The organism is Lentzea sp. NPDC042327, assembly GCF_040647275.1.
Taxonomy (GTDB): domain Bacteria; phylum Actinomycetota; class Actinomycetes; order Mycobacteriales; family Pseudonocardiaceae; genus Lentzea.
Genome location: NZ_JBEZBX010000001.1, coordinates 770,414 through 795,110 on the forward strand (window position 1 = coordinate 770,414; position 24,697 = coordinate 795,110).

At 69.8% G+C, this 24,697-nt stretch carries 22 protein-coding genes; 14 read left to right on the forward strand and 8 right to left on the reverse strand.

Annotation, left to right across the window (positions count from 1 at the left end; all coding sequences use genetic code 11):
• Positions 1-231: 231 nt before the first annotated feature.
• Positions 232-3,033, forward strand: a complete 2,802-nt coding sequence (locus AB0A63_RS03205; RefSeq protein ID WP_360384731.1) for a right-handed parallel beta-helix repeat-containing protein — start codon at positions 232-234, stop codon at positions 3,031-3,033.
• A 74-nt stretch (positions 3,034-3,107) separates the two neighbouring features.
• Here AB0A63_RS03205 and AB0A63_RS03210 read toward each other — a convergent pair whose 3' ends face one another.
• Positions 3,108-3,881 (reverse strand): ion transporter, encoded by a 774-nt coding sequence (locus AB0A63_RS03210; protein WP_360384994.1) that lies wholly within the window; start codon positions 3,879-3,881, stop codon positions 3,108-3,110.
• 64 nt (positions 3,882-3,945) lie between these two features.
• Positions 3,946-4,902 carry a cell division protein ZapE gene (gene zapE / locus AB0A63_RS03215; RefSeq protein ID WP_360384733.1) on the reverse strand — a complete coding sequence of 319 codons (957 nt, stop codon included), beginning with the start codon at positions 4,900-4,902 and terminating at the stop codon, positions 3,946-3,948.
• Between the two features lie 120 nt (positions 4,903-5,022).
• On the opposite strand from zapE, the gene AB0A63_RS03220 reads away from it, so the two are divergent.
• From AB0A63_RS03220 to AB0A63_RS03240, 5 genes are all read left to right on the forward strand, one after another.
• Positions 5,023-5,964: a pirin family protein gene (locus tag AB0A63_RS03220; RefSeq protein WP_360384735.1), complete on the forward strand. Its 942-nt coding sequence runs from the start codon at positions 5,023-5,025 to the stop codon at positions 5,962-5,964.
• A 98-nt stretch (positions 5,965-6,062) separates the two neighbouring features.
• Positions 6,063-6,464 carry an SsgA family sporulation/cell division regulator gene (locus tag AB0A63_RS03225; protein WP_360384737.1) on the forward strand — a complete coding sequence of 134 codons (402 nt, stop codon included), beginning with the start codon at positions 6,063-6,065 and terminating at the stop codon, positions 6,462-6,464.
• A 20-nt stretch (positions 6,465-6,484) separates the two neighbouring features.
• On the forward strand, positions 6,485-7,678 hold the full coding sequence (locus tag AB0A63_RS03230; protein WP_360384739.1) for an amidohydrolase: 1,194 nt from the start codon (positions 6,485-6,487) through the stop codon (positions 7,676-7,678).
• Positions 7,679-7,741: 63 nt separating this feature from the next.
• A complete protein-coding gene (locus AB0A63_RS03235; RefSeq protein WP_360384741.1) occupies positions 7,742-8,593 on the forward strand; it encodes a helix-turn-helix transcriptional regulator in 852 nt (283 codons plus the stop codon).
• Entirely contained in the window at positions 8,568-8,744 is a 177-nt protein-coding gene (locus AB0A63_RS03240; RefSeq protein ID WP_360384743.1) for a DUF397 domain-containing protein, read from the forward strand. Before AB0A63_RS03235 ends, AB0A63_RS03240 begins: the two co-directional genes overlap by 26 nt.
• Before the next feature lie 5 nt (positions 8,745-8,749).
• Here the strand turns inward: AB0A63_RS03240 and AB0A63_RS03245 are convergent, their stop codons facing one another.
• The 4 genes from AB0A63_RS03245 to AB0A63_RS03260 are packed head-to-tail and all read right to left on the reverse strand — an operon-like array spanning position 8,750 to position 13,008.
• Positions 8,750-9,046 (reverse strand): hypothetical protein, encoded by a 297-nt coding sequence (locus AB0A63_RS03245; RefSeq protein ID WP_360384745.1) that lies wholly within the window; start codon positions 9,044-9,046, stop codon positions 8,750-8,752.
• 22 nt (positions 9,047-9,068) lie between these two features.
• Positions 9,069-10,679 (reverse strand): glycerol-3-phosphate dehydrogenase, encoded by a 1,611-nt coding sequence (glpD, locus tag AB0A63_RS03250; RefSeq protein WP_360384747.1) that lies wholly within the window; start codon positions 10,677-10,679, stop codon positions 9,069-9,071.
• Positions 10,680-10,701: 22 nt separating this feature from the next.
• Complete coding sequence (gene glpK / locus AB0A63_RS03255) at positions 10,702-12,219, reverse strand: glycerol kinase GlpK (RefSeq protein WP_360384749.1); 1,518 nt, start codon at positions 12,217-12,219, stop codon at positions 10,702-10,704.
• A gap of 33 nt (positions 12,220-12,252) precedes the next feature.
• Positions 12,253-13,008, reverse strand: a complete 756-nt coding sequence (locus tag AB0A63_RS03260) for an MIP/aquaporin family protein (RefSeq protein WP_360384751.1) — start codon at positions 13,006-13,008, stop codon at positions 12,253-12,255.
• 243 nt (positions 13,009-13,251) lie between these two features.
• Between AB0A63_RS03260 and AB0A63_RS03265 the strand changes: the two genes are divergently transcribed.
• Complete coding sequence (locus AB0A63_RS03265; protein ID WP_360384753.1) at positions 13,252-14,016, forward strand: IclR family transcriptional regulator; 765 nt, start codon at positions 13,252-13,254, stop codon at positions 14,014-14,016.
• A 25-nt stretch (positions 14,017-14,041) separates the two neighbouring features.
• A complete protein-coding gene (glpK, locus tag AB0A63_RS03270; protein ID WP_360384996.1) occupies positions 14,042-15,535 on the forward strand; it encodes a glycerol kinase GlpK in 1,494 nt (497 codons plus the stop codon).
• A 63-nt stretch (positions 15,536-15,598) separates the two neighbouring features.
• Here the strand turns inward: glpK (AB0A63_RS03270) and AB0A63_RS03275 are convergent, their stop codons facing one another.
• Positions 15,599-16,975 (reverse strand): aminopeptidase P family protein, encoded by a 1,377-nt coding sequence (locus AB0A63_RS03275; protein ID WP_360384755.1) that lies wholly within the window; start codon positions 16,973-16,975, stop codon positions 15,599-15,601.
• 107 nt (positions 16,976-17,082) lie between these two features.
• Between AB0A63_RS03275 and AB0A63_RS03280 the strand changes: the two genes are divergently transcribed.
• Entirely contained in the window at positions 17,083-18,024 is a 942-nt protein-coding gene (locus AB0A63_RS03280; RefSeq protein ID WP_360384757.1) for a LysR family transcriptional regulator, read from the forward strand.
• Between the two features lie 142 nt (positions 18,025-18,166).
• Here the strand turns inward: AB0A63_RS03280 and AB0A63_RS03285 are convergent, their stop codons facing one another.
• On the reverse strand, positions 18,167-19,744 hold the full coding sequence (locus AB0A63_RS03285) for an MFS transporter (protein ID WP_360384759.1): 1,578 nt from the start codon (positions 19,742-19,744) through the stop codon (positions 18,167-18,169).
• 427 nt (positions 19,745-20,171) lie between these two features.
• Here AB0A63_RS03285 and AB0A63_RS03290 point away from each other — a divergent pair, with 427 nt between their 5' ends.
• The 5 genes from AB0A63_RS03290 (at position 20,172) to AB0A63_RS03310 (ending at position 24,655) form a co-directional block, all read left to right on the forward strand.
• Complete coding sequence (locus AB0A63_RS03290) at positions 20,172-20,933, forward strand: ESX secretion-associated protein EspG (RefSeq protein ID WP_360384761.1); 762 nt, start codon at positions 20,172-20,174, stop codon at positions 20,931-20,933.
• 342 nt (positions 20,934-21,275) lie between these two features.
• Positions 21,276-21,656, forward strand: a complete 381-nt coding sequence (locus AB0A63_RS03295) for a hypothetical protein (protein WP_360384763.1) — start codon at positions 21,276-21,278, stop codon at positions 21,654-21,656.
• 43 nt (positions 21,657-21,699) lie between these two features.
• Entirely contained in the window at positions 21,700-23,349 is a 1,650-nt protein-coding gene (locus AB0A63_RS03300) for a PPE domain-containing protein (RefSeq protein WP_360384765.1), read from the forward strand.
• Positions 23,346-24,101: an ESX secretion-associated protein EspG gene (locus AB0A63_RS03305; RefSeq protein ID WP_360384767.1), complete on the forward strand. Its 756-nt coding sequence runs from the start codon at positions 23,346-23,348 to the stop codon at positions 24,099-24,101. Before AB0A63_RS03300 ends, AB0A63_RS03305 begins: the two co-directional genes overlap by 4 nt.
• 41 nt (positions 24,102-24,142) lie before the next feature.
• Positions 24,143-24,655 carry a YbaB/EbfC family nucleoid-associated protein gene (locus AB0A63_RS03310; protein ID WP_360384769.1) on the forward strand — a complete coding sequence of 171 codons (513 nt, stop codon included), beginning with the start codon at positions 24,143-24,145 and terminating at the stop codon, positions 24,653-24,655.
• Positions 24,656-24,697 lie beyond the last annotated feature (42 nt).

Here is a 24,697-nt window from a genome sequence, read left to right on the forward strand (position 1 = left end):
CCGACCGCTCGCTCGATTCAGCAGCGTGAGCTGGCGGTGCCCGCGGGCGGTTTCGGAATTCAGTAATTGAAACCCTTTGCAGGAAGACAATTTCAGTCACGTGAATGTTTGACACATTCCGCAGCTGTCGGCTACAAAGATTTCGCCCCGCCCTGCCGAAGGGTTCCCGCAAAGATGCGAACTCCGATAGCTCTGCTGTCCGCGGTTGTGATAGCCGGTCTCGCCCTACCCGTGACCGCGACGGCCACACCTGCGGCGACCGGCCTGGACGTCTCGTCCGGCAACCGGCGGGCCGCCATTCCCGGCCTCTACGACTGGTCGAAAGCCGGTTATCGCGGCACCGGCGTGCTGCCCGGCGACAATGACGTGAACCCGAGCGCGAGCTGCCGGATCACGGCTGCGGAACTGGCTTCCCAGTTCGGCGTCCGGCCCGATGACGCGGCCGACGACACCGCCGGGCTGCAGGCCGCGATCGACTTCGTCCGCACGTCGTGCTCACCGGGCGCGAGCTACTCCAGGCTGAGCCTGATCACCCTGCCCGCCGGGGTGCTGAAGGTGTCGAAGGAGCTCCACGTCGATGCCGACCACCTGGTCATCAGGGGCGCGGGCGCGACCGCGACGAAGATCGTCTACACCCCGGACGCGACCACCCGCTACGACGCGCTGACCCCGGACGGCTCGGACTGGGACGAGGACGGGATGACGTTCGGGCAGGGCAAGGGCGGCTGGCTGTGGCCGGGCCGCGGCCTGTTCCGCGTGCAGTCGCGCGGCGTTCACCCCGGCTACGCGAGCGACCACTCCCAGGCCCCGGAGAACCGCAAGGACATCTTCGAAGGCACGGTGAACGTGCACTGGAAGGCCGGCACGAAGGTCAGCGCCGCCGCGAAGACCGGTGACCGCACGGTGAAGGTGGCGTCCACCACGAACATCACGGCCGGGTCGCTCGTCAACGTGCGCGCGGCGAACTCGGTGAAGTTCTACGAGCAGCAGAACGCCACCGGCACCCCGCACCCGTTGCTGAACATGCACATGCGGCAGCAGATCTTCACCGTCGCGTCCGTCTCGGGCACGACGGTGACGCTGGACAAGCCGCTGGAGTTCGACGTCCCGGTCAACTCCACCTCGGACGGTTCGCCCGCGATCGACGGGACGACGTACGACTCGAAGGTCTCGCCGCTGGTGGACCCGGTCCTCGGCGTCGGGTTCGAGAACTTCGGCTTCACGCAGGAGATACCTGGTCTGGACCCCGCTGCGGCCGTCCACGACTACGGCAACATGGCGCCGGCCGACGAGATGCACGGCATCGTGTTCAAGTGGGCGGCGAACTCGTGGGTGCGCGGCATCCGCGCGGAGATGACCGGGTCGCACCCGATCGTCACCGAGGAGGCCAAGAACCTGCAGATCGTCGACAACGTCCTCGACGGCGCGTGGAACAAGGGCAAGGGCGGCAACGGCTACTTCCGCGGCTCGCGGGTGTGGGACTCGCTCTACGCGGGCAACACCTCCCGCAACCTGCGCCACTTCACCTTCCAGTGGTCGGCCTCGGGCAACGTGGTGATCGGCAACGACTTCGACTCCGACCTGAACCTGCACGGCGGCTGGGAGCGCAACAACCTGTTCGAGAACAACACGGTCCGCGTCCCCCACGCCCACCGCTCCGGCAACTGCCGCGCGAACTGCGGTGAGGAGGGCGGCGGCGGTCCCGACGACTCGAACTGGTTCCCGATCTGGTGGGGCGCGGGTCAGAAGGCCGTGAAGTGGTCGGGCGCCTCCGGTCCGCGCAACGTCTTCTTCAACAACGCCATGACCAAGCAGCTGTCCGCCGACGGTGGCTACGAGCCGTTCTACGCCGACCGCCGGCGCGTCTACCAGTTCGGCTGGAACGGCAGCGGGTACCGGCACCTCGACGTGAACGGCACGCCGATCACCGACTGGGCGAAGAACGAGCAGCGCGACTACACCGGCGGCCACGGCGTGGACGCGACCAGGACCGACGCGGCGAAGTCGTTGTTCCTCAAGAACGTCCCCGACTCGACCACACCCGTCGAGGAACCGGCGGGCATGGTCCCGGTGTCGACCGCCGGCCAGCTCCAGGCCGCACTGGCGAACGCCCGGCCCGGTGACGTCATCAGCCTGGCGCCCGGCACCTACCGGGGTTCGTTCGTCGCGCAGAAGGCCGGTACCGCGAGCAACCCGATCACGCTCACCGGCCCGTCCTCCGCGGTGCTGGTCAACGACGGCCCGTCCGGCACGGCACCGACCCCCTGCCCGGTGCCGGCAGCGGGCTGGGACTCCGGTTACGGCCTGTGGTTGTTCGACGCGCCGCACTGGACCATCAGGGGCATCACCGTCGCGGAGTCCAAGAAGGGCATCGTCCTCGACAACTCCCACCACGTGACGATCGACGGCGTCACCGTGCGGAGGACCGACGAGGAGGGCGTGCACTTCCGCCGTTCCTCCGCGGACGGCGTGCTCAAGGGCTCGACGATCACCGACGCCGGTGTCGTGACGAAGGACTACGGCGAGGGCGTGTACATCGGCTCCGCGAACTCGAACTGGAAGTGCCACGGCAACTCCGGCGGCGTCGACCGCTCCGACCGCGTGCAGGTGCTGGACAACCGGATCGGCCCGAACGTCTCCGCCGAGCACGTCGACGTCAAGGAGGGCACGCAGGGCGGCCTGATCGCCGGCAACACCTTCGACGGCACCGGCATCAGCGGCGCGAACTCCGCGGACTCGTGGGTCGACGTGAAGGGCTCCGGCTACCGGATCGAGAACAACACCGGCACGTTCACCGCACCCGGCACGTTCAAGAACGGCTACGAGACGCACAACCCGAGCACCACGCCGTCGTTCGGCAACGGCTGCGGCAACGTGTGGCGCGGCAACCGTTCCGACCTCGGCGGCGTCGGTGAGTACGGCGTCCACGTCAGCTCGACGTCGAAGTGCAAGGACAACCCGAACGTCGTGCACGCCTCGAACACGGTCTCCCGCGCGACGAAGGGCCTCACGAACATCCCGGTCACCCCGTGACCCGGGGTTGAGGTGGTCCGGCCGGTGCACGGCGGCGTCACCGGCCGGACCACGTCGCGGCTCTCAGGCGGGGGTCACACGTTCGCCTTCAACGCTCGCACCTCGTCGCGCAGCGCGCGCACCTCCTGCAACAGCAGGTCGTCGTGTGCGCCGGAACGGGGTGCGGGCAGCGTGACCTCCTCCTGCATCGCGCTGCACACCACCGCGATGAACAGGTTGAGCATCGTGAACGTGCCGACCAGCAGGTAGACCAGGAAGAAGATCCACGCGTACGGCTTCTGCTCCATCAGGTCGCGCATCACGTCGGACCACCCGTCACCGGTGGTGATCTGGAACAGCGTCAGCAACGTCGATCCGAGCCCGGAGAATCGCGGGTCACCGGTGTCGCCGAACAGGTTGCTCGCGATCACGCCGCCCACGTAGACGAGCAGCACCAGCAGACCCGACAGCGACACCAGGCCCGGGATCGACCGCACCAGCGCCGTGACGACGCGGCGCATGCTCGGCACCATCGCGACGAGGCGCAACGCGCGCAAGATCCGCAACGCGCGCAAGACCGACAACGGGCCCGCGGACGGGATCAGCGCGATGGCCACGATCACGAAGTCGAACACGTTCCACGGGTCGCGGAAGAACCTCCAGCCGAACGCGTACAGCCGCGCGCCGAGCTCCAGGGTGAAGATCATCAGCGCCAGGCGGTCGACGAACGTCAGCACGGGACCCAGCTCCGCGTGCAGCACCGTCGTCGTCTCCGCGCCCAGCGCCAGCGCGTTGACGACGATCACCGCGACGATGAACGCCTGGAACCGGTTGCTCTCCACTGCCGACGCGACACGGGCGCGCACCATCTTCACTTGCTCGCTCCTAGCACAGGGGTTTTGGGTGCTATCGGCGGTGGAGGCGCTCCACTGTTCACCCGATGGAGTTGATCAGCTCCAGCCGGCTGGCGGTGCGGGCGAGGTCGAGGGCCCGGCCGCCGACGATCTCGGCCAACGGGTGGTCGCTCACCAGGGTCAGCCGGGCGTCGCGGTCGACGAGGACGTCCACGACGTTCGCGAACCGCTGCTGCGCCTCCCGGTCGCACGTCTCCAGCCGCGGCACGCCCACGACCACCCAGTCGTCGTGGCGGTCGGCGAGCGCCAGGTAGTCCGCTGTGGACGTCGGCTTCTCGCACAGGTCGCCGAAGTCGAACCAGATCCGCCGCCCGTCGACACCGAGCGCGGTGATCGCCCGGCCGCCCACGTCGAGCACCACCGGGACGGCCGGCAGCTCCACCGCACGCACGACCGCCCCGGTCTCGAACCGCGAGCGGGCCCGTCCGCGCAGGTGCCGGTAGTCGGTCGGGCCGTCGAGCTCGACGGTGTCCATCAGCTCCTCCACGAGCGCGATGCCCGGCAGGAAGTGGTCGTGGTAGAGCGGGTTGGGCAGCAGGCCGTCCGGCGGGTAGTTCGAGGTGGCGATGATCATCACCCGGCGTGCCCGCAGCTCCTCCAGCAGCCGCGTCATCAGCATCGCATCGCCGACGTCGTGCAGGTGGAACTCGTCGAACGCGAGCACGTCACACCGGCCGATGAGCTCCTTCAGCGCGTGGGCCACCGCACCGCGTTCGTGCAGCCGTGACGAGATCCGGGCGTGCAACTCGTGGAAGAACGCGTGGAAGTGCACGCGCCGTTTGTGCCGCACGGGCAGCACGTCGAAGAACGCGTCGGCGAGGAAGCTCTTGCCCCGCCCGACCGGCCCGTGCAGGTAGACGCCCCGGCGCCGCTCCCCCAGCCCTGCGAGCCGCTCGACCGCCCGCGCCTGCGCCTCGTCCAGCTCGTACCCGCTGCTCGCCACGCGCGCGAACAACCCGTCCCGAAGTTCCGCCACCGCTGCCCCCAGCTCTCACCTGTCTGCTCCCATGCTGCCCCCACCGGCCGGACGCCGAGCCCGCCGGGGGGCTCGGCTCAGGAGCCACGTGCTCGCTGAACCACGCCTACGATCACCGGCGTGAGCAACGTCGAGGTCGAGCCCGCCGAAGTCACCTGCACGCCCACGCCGGGCGGGGTCGAGGTCCTCCAGCCGCGCGACGTGCCGTTGGGCGGCCCGCGGGCGATGTCAGTGCGCCGGACGCTGCCGCAGAAGCAGCGGTCGTTCATCGGCGCGTGGTGCTTCTGCGACCACTACGGGCCCGACAACCACAAGATGGACGTGGCGCCGCACCCACACACTGGGCTGCAAACGGTCAGCTGGTTGTTCACGGGCGAGATCGAGCACCGCGACAGCCACGGCGTGCATGCCTACGTGCGGCCCGGTGAGCTCAACCTGATGACCGGCGGCCGGGGCATCTGCCATTCCGAGGTGTCCACGGCGGCGTCGACGGTGTTGCACGGTGTCCAGCTGTGGCTCGCACTACCCGATTCCAACCGAGATGCGGCACGTGATTTCCAACACTACGTGCCACCCGCCGTTCAGCTGGACAACGCCACCGTCAAGGTGTTCCTCGGCGAGTTGGCGGGTTCGAAATCTCCCGTTCACACGTTCACCCCGCTGCTGGGCGCGGAGATCGTTCTCGCACCGAACAGCAAGATCACTCTTGGTACCAAGACCGACTTCGAGCACGGCGTGCTGCTCGACACCGGCGACGTGAAGATCGACGAGACCGCTCTCACGCCGGGGCAGCTCGGGTACGTCGGCACTGGTCGGAGCACCCTCACCCTCACGACGGAGGCCGGTGCGAGGGTAGTTCTGCTGGGTGGCACGCCATTCGGGGAAGAGATCGTCATGTGGTGGAACTTCGTCGGCCGCACCCACGACGAGATCGCCGCCTATCGCGAGGAATGGCAGGCGGAGACGGACCGGTTCGGCCGTGTCGAGGGCTATGCCGGAAGCCGCCTGCCTGCGCCTCCGCTGCCCGGTGGCCGTCTGCGCCCGCGCGGCAACCCGTCGTGACCAATGTCAAAAGTCATATTCGGACCGCTTGAAAGTCGCGTTGTCATCGATTTTCCTGATGGAGGCATCCAGGGAGGATGTCGCACGTCTTAGGAGGCATGACGAACGTGACACGAGTGGGCGCCGAGTCGGTCTTCGCCTTCATCGCACCGTCCGGGCGCCCCATGCCCGTCGAGGTCGAGCTGGGCTACCGCGCCGACGACCCGCACGCCGTGACGATGACGTTCCGCATGGGACGCCAGGAGACGGTCTGGCTCGTCAGCCGCGACCTGCTCGCCGACGGCCTCATCACCTCGGCCGGCGCCGGTGACGTGCGGCTGCGCCCGCACAACTCCACGACCGCCGTGCTCGAACTGCAGTCCGACGTCTCGCACGCGGTGTTCCACGTGCGCTCGACCGAGCTGCAGGAGTTCCTGAACTCCACCTACGACGTCGTCGCGCCCGGTCGCGAGACCGACCACTTCGACTTCGACGCCGAGCTCCGCAAGCTGCTCGACTAGAACTGGGTTGGAACTGTGGCGTGACCCTCGACCTCGCCGCGCTCTACCGCGACCTGCACCGGCACCCCGAGCTGTCGTTGCAGGAGTTCCGCACCGCCGGAGTCCTCGCCGACGCACTGCGCCCCCTGGGCTACGCCGTCACGACCGGGGTCGGTGGCACCGGTGTGGTCGGCGTGCTGCGCAACGGTGACGGGCCCACCGTCCTGCTGAGGGCCGACATGGACGCCCTGCCGGTGCGCGAGGAGACCGGGCTGCCCTACGCCAGCACAGCGCGCGCGGTGGACGCCAACGGCGACGAACAGCCCGTGGCGCACGCGTGCGGCCATGACATGCACGTCACCTGTCTGGTCGGCGCGGCCGAAGCGCTCGCGAACACCCGTGACGAGTGGTCCGGCACGCTGCTCGTGGTCGGCCAGCCCGCCGAGGAGCTCGGCCGGGGCGCCCGGGACATGGTCGAGGACGGGCTGTTCGAGCGGTTCGGCACGCCGGACGTCGTGCTCGCCCAGCACGTCGCTCCCCTGCCCGCCGGGATGCTCGCTCACGGCAGCGGCCCGTTGATGGCGGCCAGCGACACCGTGAACGTCACCCTCTTCGGCCGCGGCGGTCACGGTTCGTCGCCGGAGACCGCTGTCGACCCCGTGCTGATGGCCGCGCACGTCGTCGTGCGGCTGCAAGGGATCGTCGCGCGCGAGATCTCCCCCAGCGAACGTGCGGTGGTCACGGTCGGCCAGATCCACGCCGGGACCAAGGAGAACATCATCCCGGACACCGCCGAGCTGGGCATCAACATCCGGACGTTCAACGACCACACGAGCGGCATCATCCGCGACGCCGTCGAACGGATCGTGCGCGCCGAGGCCGCGGCCTCCGGTGCGCCGCAGGAGCCCGAGTTCGAGTGGCGGGACGCCATGCCGCCGCTCGTGTCGGACCCGGACGCCACCGCACGGACCGTGGCCGCGTTCACCGAGCACTTCGGCACCGAGCGCTTGATCCCCGGTGCGGTCGTCAGCGCCAGCGAGGACGTCGGCGTGTTCGGCACGGCCGCCGGCGCACCGACGGTCTTCTGGTTCCTCGGTGGAATCGACTTCAACGCGCGCACGCCCGACCCCGTGCCGATGAACCACTCCCCCGCCTTCGCACCCGATATCGAACCAACGGTGAAAACCGGCGTTGAAGCACTAGTGGTCGCCGCGAAAGCATGGCTTGATCACTAGCCCGCTGTTTTCACCCGAATGTGGCTATTACTTGTTCCAAAAACAAGCCATAGCGTATTTGGCATGACCGCGATGACCTCTACGGCCTACAGCCGAGACCTCGGCGACGAACTGCGCCGACTCCGGGAAAAGTACACGACGATGACGGGCCGCGCGCTCGCGACCCAGCTGGGGTGGGACCCGAGCAAGGTCTCCAACGTCGAGAACGGCAAGGCGCGGGCGAGCGAGATCGACCTCGTCCAGTTCCTCACGGCCTGTGGCCAGAGCCTGGACTTCATCGAGACCTTCCGCCGCCGCTACGCCAACGCCTTCGACCCGTACTACGCCCAGGTCGCCGACAACCTGCGCACGCTGGCCATGACCGAGTCCCTGGCCACGAAGATCACGAGCTTCGAGGTCCTGAAGGCGCCCGGCCTGCTCCAGACGCGGGAGTACGCGCGCCAGCTCCTCCTCGACACCTCGTTCCACGAACCGGCGGACATCGAAAAATTCGTCGACCTCCGCATCGAACGGCAGACGATCCTCCGACGCCCCTTCCGCCCGGAATGCTTGTTCTACGTCCACGAGCTTGCATTGCAACTAATCCTGGGCGACGCACAGCTCATGGAGGACCAGTACCTGCGTCTGCTGTTCAACACCCACATCATGCGAATCGTGCCCGACCGCTATCGGGCCGTCGCACTACAGGGAAAGACCACGTTGTTCGAGTTCGACAAGGCCGACCCGACCACCTACAGCGAATCGGACCTGGTGCAGGTGTTCGCACAAGACAAGGCGGCGGTCGCGCGCGCACGGCAGCTGTTCAGCCATCTGGATGCCATCGCCTTGGATGAGGAACAATCGAAGAGCATGCTGACGGAGTACATCAGCGCTCTTCGAAAGGACTCCGATGACCCAGGACCGGACGTGGCGTAAGAGCACTTACAGCGGCGGCAACGGCAACACGGACTGCGTGGAGGTCGCGCTGACCCAGGACGCGCTCGTGCGGGACTCGAAGAACACCGGTGCCGAACTGACGTTCTCCGGTCCCGCCTGGCGCGCCCTGGTCGGCTGGGTCGCCGAGTAGTCCGCTCAGCGGGCCGTGAGACCCGGCTGCAGCGGCAGCAGCGGTGCGACGACCCGCGCGAACGGCCCGCTCTGGGCCGTCGCGCCGGTCGGCACCGCGAACGGTGCGGCGGCGTCGAGCACGTCGGGCAGCCGGGCGTAGACCGCCCAGTGCTCGTCCCACGCCTGGATCACGTCGAGGTGGCCGCCGGGCAGGAACCGGGTCAGGTGCACCCCTGCGACCTGTCCGGTGTTCCCGAGCAGTGGCAACAGCCGGAAGCCACCCTCCCGGCGCAACCTCTCGATCAGCTCCGTGCTCTGCATCGCACCGTCACATCTCCTACGCCTAGTGGGCGGCCAACTCTGCACTCTCCCGATAAGCGCGCACGGCGTCATCACGTTCGGCCGTGGTCCACCCGAGCGGACCAGCGACCAGATCGGCCACCCGGTCGACGACCGAGGCGCCGCCGTCGAGGTGTTCCACCGCGATTCGCGTCCGCCTGGCAAGGACGTCGTCGAGCGAAAGCGCTCCCTCGTGCGTCACGGCGTAGACGACCTCGGCGGCGAGGTGGCCGGCCACGTCCTCGGTGAGCGCCGGGTCCCGGGAGACCAGCGCGAGCACGTCGGAGATCGCCGAACCGTAGCGGCGCAGCAGTCGCTCCACAGTGGATGCGGACAGGCCGGACTCGGCGGCGACACGGGTCCGGTCTGCCCACAGCTCTTGGAAGCCAACGGCTCCGCACAGCGGCAGGCGCGCGGTCAGCGACGGCGCGACGGCCTTGCCCAGACCCGCGACGGCGGCGTTGACGACGTCGGCGGCCATCACGCGGTAGGTCGTGTACTTGCCGCCCGCGATCACGAAGAAGCCCGGTTCCGGCTGGGCCACGGCGTGTTCGCGCGACAGCTTCGCGGTGTCGCCGGACGCGCCGTCGAGCAGCGGGCGCAGACCCGCGTACATGCCGACGACGTCGTCGACCGACACGCTGTCGCGCAGCACGGCGTTGACGTGGTCGAGGATGTAGGACACGTCCTCGGGGGACGCCGACACCGCGGCCGGGTCGCCGTCGTAGGGCGTGTCCGTGGTGCCGATGATCCAGTACGCGCCCCACGGGATCACGAACAGCACGCTCTTCTCGGTGCGCGTGATCAGGCCGCCGTCGAGCTGGATCCGGTCGCGCGGCACGAGGACGTGGACGCCCTTCGACATCCGCACGTGGAACGGCGGGGTGCCGGGGCTCATCGAGTTCAGCGAGTCGGTCCACACGCCGGTCGCACTGATCACGCGCCGCGCGCGCACCACGTGCGTCACACCGGTCAGCTCGTCGCGCACGGACGCGCCGGCGACGCGGCCGCCGTTGCGCAGCAAGGAGGTGACCTTGGCGCGGGACAGCACGGTGGCGCCGTGCTGCGCCGCCGTGCGCACCAGCGTGGTGACGAGGCGGGCGTCGTCCACCTGCGCGTCGTAGTAGCGGATGGCGCCGGCGAACGCCGAGGTGTCGAGCGAGGGCGCGACCTCGGCCATCCGCCTGCGGGACAGGTGCCGGTGCATCGGGACCGCACCGGCACCGCCGATCGAGTCGTACAGCAGCACGCCCGCGCCGACGTAGGCGCGTTCCCACTGCTTCTCCAGCGGGAAGAGGAACGGCACCGGCCGCACCAGGTGCGGTGCGAGCCGGCGCAGCAGCAACCCGCGTTCCTTCAGCGCTTCGCGGACCAGCTTGAACTCCAGCTGCTCCAGGTAGCGCAGCCCGCCGTGGACGAGCTTGCTGGACCGGCTCGACGTCCCCGCCGCCCAGTCGTGGGCCTCGACCAGTGCGACCGAGAGACCTCTCGACGCCGCGTCCAACGCGGCACCCGCACCGACGACACCTCCACCGACGACGAGCACGTCGAACTCGGTGCCGTCCAGGGCAGCCAGCGAGTCGGCACGTCGAGCCGGATCCAGCCTTGCGAACACCTTCAACTCCCTCAGCAGAAAATCAGCGGACGTCGGCGTCGACCCAGTCGAACGACTTGGTCACGGCCTTCTTCCAGTTGCGGTACTGGCGCTCGCGCTCGTCGGCGTCCATCTCGGGCGCCCAGCGCTTGTCCTCGGACCAGTTGGCGCGCAGCTCGTCGAGCGAGGACCAGTAGCCCACCGCGAGACCGGCGGCGTAGGCGGCGCCCAGCGCGGTGGTCTCGGCGACGACCGGCCGGATCACCGGCACGTCCAGCACGTCGGCCTGGAACTGCATCAGCAGCTCGTTGGCCACCATGCCGCCGTCGACCTTCAACTCGGTCAGCGGCACGCCGGAGTCGGCGTTCATGGCGTCGAGGACCTCGCGCGTCTGGAAGGCGGTGGCCTCCAGGACGGCGCGGGCGATGTGGCCCTTGTTGACGAACCGGGTGAGGCCGACGACCGCACCGCGGGCGTCGGAGCGCCAGTACGGCGCGAACAGGCCGGAGAACGCGGGCACGAAGTACGCGCCACCGTTGTCCTCGACCGACTTCGCGAGCGTCTCGATCTCCGGCGCCGAGCCGATGATGCCGAGGTTGTCGCGCAGCCACTGCACCAGCGAACCGGTGACCGCGATCGAGCCCTCCAGGGCGTAGACCGGGGCCTCGTCGCCGATCTTGTAGCAGACCGTGGTCAGCAGGCCGTTCTTCGACGCGACCTTCTCCGTGCCCGTGTTGAGGAGCATGAAGTTGCCGGTGCCGTAGGTGTTCTTCGCGGTGCCCGGCTCGTAGCAGGCCTGGCCGAACGTGGCGGCCTGCTGGTCGCCCAGGATGCCGGCGATCGGCACGCCCTTGAGGACGCCGCCGGGGCCGCCGTGGCCGTAGACCTCCGAAGAGGACTTGATCTCCGGGAGCATGGACAGCGGGATGCCCATCTCCTCGGCGATCGTGGCGTCCCACTGCAGCGTGTCGAGGTCCATGAGCATGGTCCGCGACGCGTTGGTGACGTCGGTGGCGTGCACGCCGCCGTTGGGGCCGCCGGTGAGGTTCCACAGCGTCCACGTGTCGGTGTTGCCGAACAGCAGGTCGCCGGCCTCGGCGCGCTCGCGGGCACCCTCGACGTTGTCGAGGATCCAGCGGATCTTCGGGCCGGAGAAGTAGGTGGCGAGCGGCAGGCCGACCTTGGCCTTGTAGCGGTCACCACCGCCGCCGAGCCGGCCGAGCTCGTCCACGATGGCCTGGGTGCGGGTGTCCTGCCAGACGATCGCGTTGTAGACCGGCTGCCCGGTGTTCTTGTCCCACACGACGGCGGTCTCGCGCTGGTTGGTGATGCCGACCGCGGCGATGTCGCTCGTGTTGAGGTCGGCCGTGGCAAGCGCCTGGCCGATCACGAACCGGGTGTTCTCGGAGATCTCCACCGGGTTGTGCTCGACCCAGCCGGCCCGCGGGAAGATCTGCTCGTGCTCCTTCTGGCCCACGGAGACGATGGAACCGCTGTGGTCGAAGATGATCGCCCTGGTGCTGGTCGTGCCCTGGTCGACGGCGAGGACGTACTGCGTCATCGAAACTGTCCTTTCGGGATGGTCAGAACACGGTCAGAACGCGAGAGCGGCGACGACACCGGCGAGCGCGCCGCCGAGGAGCGGGCCGACGACCGGCACCCAGGCGTACGCCCAGTCGGAGTCCTTCTTGCCGACGGCCTCACCGTCGGTGCCCTTGTAGGACAGCGGCAGGATGGCGTGCGCGATGCGCGGGCCGAGGTCACGGGCCGGGTTGATGGCGTAACCGGTCGGACCGCCGAGGGAGGCACCGATGCCGACGACCAGCATCGCGACGGCCAGCGGGCCGAGCTGGGTCGGGGTCTTGCCCAGTGCGAGGATCACGAAGACCAGGACGAACGTGCCGATGATCTCGCACACCAGGTTCCAGGCGTAGCTGCGGATCGCCGGGCCCGTGGAGAAGACGGCGAGCTTGAGGCCCTCGTCGGGCGTCTCGTCGAAGTGCGGCTTGTAGGCCAGCCACGCGAGGACGGCACCGAGGAACGCGCCGAGCATCTCGCCGGCGAAGTAGACGAGCGTCGAGCCGACGCCGACCGGCACACCGGGCGCGAACTCGGCCGCACCGCTGGTGAGGATGCCGACCGTCACGGCGGGGTTGAGGTGCGCCCCCGACTTGTACGCGATGTACACACCGGCGAAGACCGCGAGACCCCACCCGAAGTTGATCAACAGCCAGCCGCCGTCGAACCCCTTCGACTTGGCGAGCAGCACGTTGGCCACCACGCCCGCACCCAGCAACAGCAGGATGCCCGTACCGAGCACCTCGCTGAGGAACACTGTCCCGAGACCCACGCTGGCCTCCCATTCGTCCTTGAACGGCTGATCACCCCGTGGTGACTGCCGCGGAACGTAATGACCCGCGTCACGCCTGCTCAACGGGTGCTGTTCGACAATGTCGACACCGACCGGGTGCACTGCTGTGACCGACCGGTCACGCTGCGCTCAGACAAGGTGTTTCAGGCGCGTGTCCAGCGGTGACGCGGGTCGTAGCCGTTCGACATTGCCGACACGGGTCGTCTCAATTACGTTGCTCGCGTGCCGGGACCCATCCAGTCGATCGAACGCGCCGCAGCCGTGCTGCGGCTTCTCGCGCGCGGGTCCGGCCACCACGGTCTCACGGAGATAGCCGCCTCGCTCGGTCTGGCCCGCGGCACCGCGCACGGGATTCTCCGCACGCTGCAACGGGTCGAGTTCGTCGAGCAGGACTCCGCGACCGGCCGCTACCGCCTCGGTGCCGCCCTGCTGCACCTCGGGACGAGCTACCTCGACGCGAACGAGCTGCGTTCCCGATCGATCAACTGGGCCGACACGCTCGCCGCGCGCTCGGGTCAGGAGGTGCGGATCGGCATGCACCACGACGGCGCCGTGCTCGTCGTGCACCACGTGTTCCGCCCGGACGACTCGGTGCAGACGCTCGGCATCGGCGCGATGCTGCCGTTGCACGCGACCGCGCTGGGCAAGGTGCTGCTCGCCTACGACCCGGACCTGTCGGCGGCAGCGCGCAAACGGGAGCTGACGTCGCTGACCCGCCGCACGATCACGCGCACGCAGGCGTTGGAGCGGGTGCTGACCGAGGTGCGCGCGCAGGGCTGGGCGGGCGAGGCGGAGGAGTACATGCCGGGTGAGGCGAGCATCGCCGCGCCGATCCGCATCCCCGGCGGCCTCGTGGTCGGCGCGATCGGCATCTCCGGCGCCGTGGACCGGCTCTGCGACTCCACCGGCCGGCCGCGCACGGCGCTGGTGCGCCAGGTCGTGCAGGCCGCCGACGCGGTCACCACCTCACTGGTCGACGAGAACTGAGAGGACCGGCGTGCAACGCTTCGTGATGGCGATCGACCAGGGCACGACGTCGACCCGGTGCATCGTGTTCGACCAGAACGCCCGCCTGGTCGCGGTCGCCCAGCGCGAGCACCGCCAGTACCGCCCGCGGCCGGGCTGGGTCGAGCAGGACGCCGTGGAGATCTGGCGCAACGTCGACCGGATCATGCCGCAGGCGTTGCGGCAGGCGGGGATCACCGCCGACCAGGTCGTGGCGCTGGGCATCACGAACCAGCGCGAGACGTTCGTGGCGTGGGACCGGCACACCGGTGTCCCGGTGGGACGCGCGATCGTGTGGGAGGACATCCGCACCGAGGAGCTCGTCGCGCGACTGGAGGGGCAGCCGGGCATCGAGGAGGTCCGCGAACGCTGCGGCCTGCCGCTCGCGACCTACTTCTCGGCGCCGTCGCTGCGGTGGCTGCTCGACACCGTGCCGGGCGTGCGCGAGCGGGCGTCCCGCGGTGACGTGCTGTTCGGGACGATGGACACCTGGCTGATCTGGAACCTCACCGGCGGTGTGAACGGCGGCCTGCACGTCACCGACGTGACCAACGCGTCCCGCACGATGCTGATGAACCTCAGCACCCGCCAGTGGGACCCGATGCTGCTGGACTTCTTCGGCGTGCCCGCGGCGATGCTGCCGGAGATCCGGCCGTCGTCGGAGATCTCCGGTGTGACGGCGCGGGTGGTGCCGGGCATCCCGATCACGGCGGCGCTGGGCGACCAGCACGCGGCGCTGTTCGGGCAGACGTGCTTCGAGAAGGGCTCGATCAAGGGCACGTACGGCACCGGTGGGTTCCTGCTGATGAACACCGGCACCGAGCTGGTGCGGTCGAAGCACGGCCTGCTGACCACGATCGGGTACCAGATCGGTGGTGAGCCGACGTACGCGCTGGAGGGCTCGATCGCCGTCGCCGGATCGCTCGTGCAGTGGTTCCGCGACAACCTCGGCCTGATCCACTCCGCGCCGGAGATCGAAACGCTGGCCCGCACGGTGAAGGACAACGGCGGCTGCTACATCGTGCCGGCGTTCTCCGGGTTGTTCGCGCCGCACTGGCTCGCGCAGGCACGTGGGATCGTCGTCGGCTTGACGTCGTACATCAACAAGGGGCACCTGGCGCGGGCGGTGCTGGAGGCGACCGGGTGGCAGACGCGTGAGGTGGTCGACGCGATGAACGCCGACCTGGGCGCGCCCACGCCGGTGCTCAAGGTGGACGGTGGCATGACCGCCGACCACCTGCTGATGCAGTTCCTCGCGGACGTGCTGGACATCCCGGTGATGCGGCCGCTGGTGGCCGAGACCGTGTCGCTGGGCGCGGCCTACGCCGCCGGGCTCGCCTCCGGCTACTGGCCGGACCTGGAGGGGTTGCGGCGCAACTGGCACCTGGCCGCGCGGTGGAACCCCGTGATGGACGCGGCGCACCGGGAGAACGAGTACGCGAACTGGAAGCGGGCCGTGGAACTGACGTTCGCCTGGGCCCGCTCGACCCCGTCCGCTTAGGCATCTGCAAGTACTGCCAACCACCACGTTGGTAGTACTTGCAGATGCTCCAACAGCAGGGGGCTAGGCGCGGTTTGACCGCACCCAGGCCGCGATCTCGTCCGCGTCGATCGGCAGCGCGTCCGACAGGACGTCGGCGCCGTCGCCGGTCACGACCAGGTCGTCCTCCAGCCGCACGCCGATGCCGCGCAGCTCCGGCGGCAGCGTCTCGTCGTTCGGGTGGAAGTACAGGCCCGGCTCGACGGTCAGCGCCATGCCGCGTTCGAGGATGCCCTGCTGGTAGGTCTCCTGACGGGCGTCGGCGCAGTCGTGCACGTCCAGGCCGAGGAAGTGCCCGGTGCCGCAGACGATGTAGCGGCGGTGGTGCTGGCCGGACGGGTCGAGCGCCTTGTCGACGCTCACCGGCAGCAGGCCCCAGTCGTGCAGGCCCTCGGCGAGCACGCGCATGGCGGTGTGGTGGAAAGCGCTGTAGTCGTTGCCCGGCTTGACTTCCGCGAGCGCGGCGACGTGCGACCTGAGCACGAGGTCGTACACCTGGCGCTGGGCCGCGCTGAACTCGCCGCCGACCGGCAGCGTGCGGGTGACGTCGGCGGTGTAGAGGGTCTTGGTCTCCACGCCGGCGTCGAGCAGCAGCAGGTCGGCGTCGCTCACCTTGCCGTCGCAGCGGGTCCAGTGCAGCACCGGTGCGTGCGGTCCGGACGCGACGATGGAGGTGTATCCGGGCCCGTTGCCCTCCGTGCGCGCACGGCGGTCGAACGTGCCCTGCAACCAGCGCTCTCCCCCGCCGCGCACGGCCTGGCCGAGCTCGCCCGCGACGTCGAGGAAGCCCCTGACCGTGGCGTCCACGGCCTGGCGGAGCTGGTCGACCTCCCAGTCGTCCTTGATCCGCCGCAGCTCGGACAGCACGGTCCGCAGCTCGTCGCTGTGCGAGCCGGTGAGCGCGTCCAGCAGCGGGTCGACGCCCTTGGCGGTGAGCGTCTCGGGGTGGCGGCCCTGGAGCGCGCGCGGCAGGTCCTCGATCGGGCGCACGGTGAGGTCGAGGGCCTCGGACCACTCCTTCGTGCCCGCCGCGGCACCGATCCAGAACGGGCTGCGGTCCGCGTCACCGAAGAAGTCCACGGTGTGCGGCTCGGACGGCGTCGGCACGAACAGCGTGGCGTCGTCGTTCTCGACCACGACGACCGCGCCCTCGACCTGGCAGCCGGTCAGCCACACGAAGTCGCTGTCCGCGCGGAACTCGTGGAACGTGTCGTTCGAACGCACGTGGGCGCGTCCGGCGGCGAGGGCGATGCGCCGGCCGGGGAGCTGCGCGGCGAGCTTGGCCCGGTGCTGCGCCGCGGCCTCCTTCGCGCCCGCCGGGAGGTCGATGGGGTTGTCCCACTCGCCCCAGCCGTCGCGGATGTAGGTGCGGAAACCGTCCGCGTCCACCAGTTTCGCCATGTCACGGCGTGTGCGGGCCAATTCTCGTCCTTCCGGGGGTCTGTTTTCCCACAGCCTCCGCCGAACGGAGGGCTTCCGCCCATCCGACTTGGAGATAGCCTCGTCCTATGGAACTGGAGATCCGCCACCTGCGGGCCATCTGCGCCATCGGCGACGCGGGCAGCCTCTCCCGCGCGGCGACCCAGCTCGGCATCTCCCAGCCGTCCCTCACCACCCTGCTGCAACGGGTGGAACGCCTGGTCGGAGGCCGGTTGTTCGACCGAGGACGGGCCGGCGCGGAGCCCACACCGCTGGGTGCGCAGATGCTGCAACGCGCGCGGTTGCTGCTGGTGGAGCTGGACGCGTTCGGTGCGTCCGTGGCCGGTCGTGGCGGGCCGGTGCGGTTCGGTTCCGTGCACATGGAGTGCGTCACGAGGTTGTACACGCGCCTGGAGGAAGCGCTGGAGGACGTCACGCTGCACGTCGATCCGTCGTCCACGGGCCTTGCGCTGGCGTTGGCCAACGGCCACCTCGACGCCGCCGTGATCGCGGTCGACGAGGACGGCGACCTGGGCTTGCCACGCGGCGTGGCGCAACGGGTCGTGGTGCCGTGGGTGCCCGTGCACATCGCATTGCCCGCCTCCCACCCGTTGGCCTCTCGGTCCGAAGTCGAGCTGGCGGACCTCGCCGGTGAGGCGTGGGTGGGGCCGCCGGGTGCCGAGGACGGGTCGCTGACGGCGTTGCGCGCGGCCTGCCGGGCCGTCGGGTTCGTGCCGAAGATCCGGTTCGAGGTGCCCAGCGGTGCCGGGCGGCAGCTGATCGCGGCGGGCAAGGCGGTGCAGCTGGTCGAGCCGACCTCGCGGGGCGGACAGGGCGTGACCGTGCGGCCGCTGGCGGGGGCGCCGATGCGGCTGAGGGTCGTGTTCTGCTGGCGGCGGGAGCGGCTGACCTGGGACCAGGCCAGCCGCATGTTCACCGACGTGCTGGAGGCGTACGCCGCCGCCGCGCTGGCCAGCCCGGCGTTCCGGCCGTGGTGGGAGGAACGCGGCGCGGCCCTCACAGCGAGCTGAGCCAGCCGTACTGCTCAACGCGCACGAGGGCGGCTGATCGCATCGAGGTCCTCCGCAGGGGTGTGAGGTGTTCGGTAGCGTCACACCGCCCGCAGGCCGGGGAGCATCCCTACTCGGCATAGCCTGCCACTATGGGAGCGTCTCACTCCGGCTTCGTGGGCTGCGCGAACAGCAGGTGCCGCACCCGCGGCTCCTCGCGCGCCAGCTCACGGGCGATCCCCTGGTTCTGCTGGTCCACGACGGTCCCGCGCTCCAGGTGCTGCCGCAGGTGCTCCTGCCAGGTGGCCACGGTGAACGTCTCCAGGAACACGTCCGGCTGCTCGGTGTCGCGGAACAGCCCCCACATCGTCGCCCCGGTGCGGCGGCGGGCGCGGCCGACCTTCTGCATGGCGTCGACGAACCGGTCGTGGTTCTCGGGGGCGACGGGCCATTCGACGGTGACCAGGACCGGACCCGCGTCGGTGTCGTCGAGCTGGGGCGGTTCGTTCCAGTAGGTGGCGGGGGTGACGTCGAGCGGGCGGTCGATCAGGGGCCACCAGCGGGTGGCGACCAGTGCCAGCACGGCCATCGCCACCGCGGGGACGATCATGGCGGGGTGCAGGCCGTAGACGTCGGCGACGGTGCCCCACAGGACGGCGCCGAGGGCCTGGCCGCCCATCAGGATCAGCTGGTAGTAGGCGAGCGCGCGAGCCCTGGTCCAGGCGGGGAGCAGGACCTGGGCGATGGCGTTGAAGGTCGACAGGGTGGCGATCCAGCAGGCACCGGTCAGCAGCATCGCGACGATGACCAGCGGGAAGCTGCCGACCAGCACCGAGGTGCTCGTGGCCAGCGCGTAGACCAGCGTGGCGCCCAGCACCATGCTGTTCTTGCTCATGCGCTGCAACAGTTTCGGCACGACGAAGGCACCACCGATCGCCCCCGCGCCGACGCTGCCGAGCAGGACGCCGTAGCCGCCGGCGTCGAGACCCAGGGGGCCGCGGGCGATGGCGGGCAGCAGGGCCCACAGCCCGCTGCCGAAGACGATGAACACCAGCAGCCGGGTGAGCACCCGGCGGAACAGCGGTGAGCTGGCCACGTAACGGGCACCGGTGCGCACGGCGGTGGCGATGTGCTCGGTCCCGAGTGGACGGTGGTCGGACGGGCGGCGCCAGCGGGCCAGGACGATCAGCACGCCCAGGAACGACACGGTGTTGAACGCGAACGTCGCCTCCGGACCGGCCAAGGCGATCAGCAGACCGCCGAGCGCGGGGCCGATGGCGCGGCCGACGTTCATGTTGACGCCGTTGAGCAGCGCGGCCTGCGGGATCTCCTCGCGGCTGACCAGCTCCGGCTGGATCGCCTGGAACGACGGCATCGACAGCGCCTGGCCCATCGCCATCAGTGCGAGCAGCGCGAGCAGGCTCGACGGGGTCGCCCGGTCGGTGCCGGTGAGCAGCATCAACCCGGCGGCGCCGGCCAGCATGAGCGCCTGGCCCGCGAGCAGGACCCGGCGGCGGTCGAGGATGTCGCCGAGCGCGCCGGAGGGCACCACCAGCAGGAACACCGGCAGGGTGGTGGCCGTCTGGACGAGCGCGACCTGCAGTGCGCTGCCGCCCAGGTCGCCCATGAGCCACTGGGCGCCGACGGTCTGCGCCCACGTTCCGATGTTGCTGGCGAACTGGGCCAGCCACAGGGCCCGGAAGGCGCTGCGGCGCAGGGGCGCCCACGCGGAGACGGTCACGCTCCGATCTTCACACCTGCGGGTGCGGGTCGCCGACCGCCAGGACAACACCTTCGGTTTGCGCTGAAATCATCAAACGCACGAGAAATGAGATTCGGGCACCCCCGAAGTCGCTAACGGGTTCGTATCGGCGACCCCCCAAATGGATGTGATTTGCATCACTACGACTCATCTGAAGCACCCCGCCGGAATCGACGAGCAACCAGTCCGCGTCGACACGGAGCGCGACTTGGCAGCGCTCCCCGACCCTGGTCTCACGCGGGCTTCCCAGGCCTGGCGACACGGAAGCGGGCCGAATGCGGGCAGTGCGGCGGATCGTGAACATTCCGTCTCAACCGGGTACGCAACCCCACAATGATGAACGCCCGACGCGTTCCTGCTCGATACTGCGCGCAACGCAGGCAGAGCAGAAAGGTTCCGAGCACTCGTGATCACGCCCGAGTACTTGCTGTCGACCCGCGAGTTCGAGGTGCTGTGGCAGACGCTGCGGCTCGGCAGAATGCCGTACCCGCTCGACGTGCCCAGCGAAGGAGCTACCGCGAGCGAGCTCACAGCGTTGCAGGAACGGACGATCGCGGACCTGCGGAGGCGCGGGCTCGCCGATGACGCGCGGCTCGAGGACCTGATGCGCCTGCTCGGCGAGCACGACGTGTCCGTGGACGCCGTCGCCGGGCTCGACCGGACCGTGCGGGCGCTGGCCGCCTCCGACGGCAACGAGGGCGTGCTGGCCGTGATCGACGGTGACGCCGTCGGCCTGTCCGAGATCAGGCCCACCGCGCTGGCCCGCGAGATCGTGCGGGTCCTGCCCCACGGCGTCGCCGGACCCGGCAGCGCGCTGTCGGTGCGACTGGAGACGTTGCAGCAGGCCGTGGCGCTGCAGGAAGCCGAGCAGGACGAGGAGTCCGAGGACCCGTGGGGTGCGGCGGACGACGAGCTCGACGACCGCCAGGCACTGCTCAGGGCGGGGTTGTCCGCGCAGGACGCGCGCCAGATGGACGAGCTCGCGGCGAACCGCGTGGCAGGCGGCCAGTTCGGCGTGACGCACGGCCGGCACCGCGCCGACGTGGTGATCAACTGGTTCGACACCCACCAGGGCCGCTACCTCATGGTCCGCTCCGACGGGTGGCTCAGCCTGTCCCCCACCGACAACGACCGGATCGCCATGCGGATCGACTCCGTGCTGACGTGACCGGCCGCGGCCTGATCGGATCGGGCAAGTCGGGCTTCCACGGGAACGCCCGCGTTCCGCTAACCTCAAGACAGCCCTAAATCACACATTCAGACTACTGTGACTTCGGTCACACCGGCCCTGTCGAGGGCAGATCCGATGGCGTGGACGGAGATCGAAAGCCCGAGCGGGCAACGTCCCGAGAGCGCTTCCACAACCTGCGGAAACGACATGCTTGTTACAGTCCGTTCATCTGGAGCCGGCGGTTTCCCTCCACTGCAACGCTTTGCGCGGACAAGTCTCAATTGGGACAGGCCTGGAACGGAACGCGCGATGTGCGAAAAGACCCCCGATACTGCCCGCATGTACATCGTCGGTGACAAAGAGGCTGTCCCGCTCGGCGAGACCGTCTCCTCGGGGCAGGTTCAGCTCGACCCGGCAGCGGGTGAGGAGCTCCGCAAGCAGTTCCAGGCCCAGATAGACCAGGTCGACTCCTGGATCGAACGCGCGACCAGCAGCATCGCCCGCCCGGCTCCGCTCGGAGCGAACCCGGTCGGCGACAAGATGCGCGACAAGTTCACCCACCGCGCGGACGGCGAGCAGTACTCGTTCGTCAGCGTCATGACCGCGTACCGCACGGTTCTCGAGCAGACGAAGAACTCGATCGTCGAGGCGATCGAGAACTTCACCCGCCTCGACGAGGACCAGCAGGCCGAACTGAAGAAGCACATGGGCAACAGCTGATCTTGTGGCCAGTTGACCCAACGACGTGAGAGGCGAGCCGGTCATGCCCCCCGAGACCGTCCCGAGCGACATCGAGAACGTCCCGGTCCTCACGGACCCGCAGAACTGGGCGTCTCGTTCGCACCAAGAGCTGTACGCCGCGGTGCACAACAACAACGACCCCGGTCAAGCCGGCCAGATCAGCTCCGACTGGGGCAAGTACGGCACCGAGCTGACCGAGGCGTCGCGCACCATCAACTCGGTCATCGCGGCGTCGGAGTCCAGGTGGACCGGTGACGCCGCCGAGGCCGCCCGAGCCGCGATGAAGAAGCTCGGGGACTGGGTCGACGAGACCGCTCGCACCGCGGTCGAGGTCGGCGCCAAGGTCGCGGACCAGGGCCGCGTCATGGAGAACGCCCGCGCGCAGATGCCCCAGCCCGTCCAGTTCGACTGGAACAAGGCGGCGGCCGCGCTGTCGCAGCCGGGCACGCCCGCGTTCGTGCTGGCCTCAGCGGACATCGCGCTGGCCAACGCCGCCTCGCGCGCGGCGCACGAGCAGGCCGTCACCGTGATGACGGACATGGAGAACAACTCCCGTCAGATCGACTCGACGACCCCGACCTTCAAGCCGCCGTTCAACCCGAACACCGGCCAGGTCGAGCAGCCGGTGATGGCGGTGCGGCGCATGGGAGACGTGCCCACGCTCAACGGCAACGCGGACGCTCTCACGGCGACGCACGCGCAGAGCGGCGCCGGTGTGGCCGCTCCCCCGTCCCCCGCGGGTGCCGGAACCGGAGCCGGCACCACGACCGGGACCCAGCCCGCCGCGGCGGCCTACACGCCGACCGCGCCCGGCTACACCGGTGCCGGAAACGGCGGTGGCGGTGGCGCCGGCGCGAACTACACGCCGCAGATGCCCGGCTACAACCCCGGCAACACGAGCACCAACACCTCGGCGGCGTACACGCCGACCGCGCCGGGCTACACCCCGCAGCTGGGTGGCAACTCCGGCAACACGTACCCGAGCGGCAGCGGTGGTGGCGGCGGCAGCTACACCCCGACCGCGCCGGGCTACACGCCGCAGCTCGGCGGCACCGGCACCGCCAGGCCCGGCGGCGGCCAGAACCAGAACATCCCCAGGACCCCGGTGGTCGGCAGGGACATCGCGAACCCGAACTACACCCCGCAGAACCCCGGCTACACGCCGCAGAACCCCAAGGGTCCCGCGGCGTACACGCCCACCGCGCCCGGCTACAACGGCCCCGGCGGTGCGGGCGGTGGAGCCGGCGGTGGCGGCGGAGCCGGTGGCGGTGGCGGCATGAAGGGCGGCCCGATGCCGTACACCCCGCAGATGGGCGCGGGTGGCGGTGGTGGCGCCGGCGGCGGTGCGTTCGGCGGTGGCGCGGGTGGTACCGCGGGTGCCGGTGGCGCGATGCAGTCCGGTGGCGCGGCGGGTGTCCAGAACGCGGCCCGCGGCGGCATGCCGATGGGCATGGGTCCCGGTGGCGCCGCGGCGGCCGGTGCCGGCATGGGTGCGGGCGCGCCGATGGGTGGCGCTCCGGGCGGCGGCGGCAGGGGCGAAGAGGACAAGGAACACCGCTCCGCCAGCTTCATCATGGGCGGCGACCTGTTCGAGGTCCCCGGTGAGAACCTGCCCCCGTCGGTGATCGGTGCCGCGAAGGTCAAGAAGCCGAAGGGGGCAGAGCCCGCGTGATCACGCCTGAGTTCCTGCTCACGCCGCGCGAGTTCGACGTCCTGTGGCACGCGCTGGACCTCGGCAGCGTGCCCTACCCGCTGGACGTGCCCAGCGAGGGCGCGACGGAGCAGGAACGCCGTGTGCTGACCGAGAGGACGCTCGAGGACCTGCGCTCGCGCGGTCTCGTCGACAACGAGCGCCTCGAAGGTCATCTGCGGCTGCTCGACGACCACCGGGTGTCCGTGGACGCCGTGGCCGGACTCGACCGCACGGTGCGGGCGCTCGCCGTCTCGAACGGCGAGCGCGCCGCGCTCGCGATCATCGACGACGACCGGGTGGGGCTGCTCGGAATCCGGGAGACCGGCATCGCCCGCGAGATCGTCAAGGTCCTGCCCGACGCCGTGCCCGGTCCGGGCACGGCGGTGAACGTGCGGGTCCAGTCGCTGCAGGACGCCGTGGCGCTGCAGGAGACCGAAGGGGCCAAGTCCGCGGACGACCTGTTCGGCGAGGGCGGGGTGGACGACCAGGAGGCGCTGCGGCAGGCCGGTCTGTCCGCCCAGGACGCCAAGCAGTTCGACGAGCTGGCCTCGAACCGCGTCGCGGGTGGCCAGTTCGGCGTCACCCTCGGCCGGGAGCGGTCGGGTGTCGTCATCAACTGGTTCGACACCCACCAGGGCCGCTACCTCATGGTCAACTCGGACGGCTGGCTGAGCCTCTCGCCGACCGACAACGACCGCATCGCAACCCGTATCAACGCTGTGCTCGCGTGATCTGACGCGTCTCAGTTGAACCGCCGCCGCCGGAGGACCGTGTGAACCCCGCGAACCCCACCCAGTGGGTCGAAGAGTACGAGGCCAAGCTGGCCGACCTGAAGAAGAAGTCGGAGGACCTCACGGAGAACTTCGCGGCCGCCTCCGCCACCGTGTCGTCCAAGGACGGCTCGGTGACCGTCACGGTGGGCCCGAACGGAGGCCTGCAGAACCTGCAGCTCGGGCACCGCGCGGTCGAGCTGGGCGCCGCCCGGCTCACCGCGGCGATCCTGGAGACGGCGCGGCAGGCCCAGAAGCAGGCGGCGTTGCAGGTCCTGGAGCTCTTCAAACCGCTCGGCGAGGGCACCGAGGCCTACCAGATGGTCTCGGATTCCATCCCGGACGACGACGAAGCCGAAGACACCGGCGACACCTATGACGAGATCGACGACGACCCGGAACCGGCCCCTGCGGCACCGCCGGCGTCCCGGCCCGCGGCGGCTCCCCAGCCGCCGCCCGTCCGCGGCAGGCGCCGCGCGGACGACGACGATGACGACGACAACCAGCCCTGGTAAGGAACAGCGATGACCGCGCCGGAAACTCCACTCCCGTCTCCT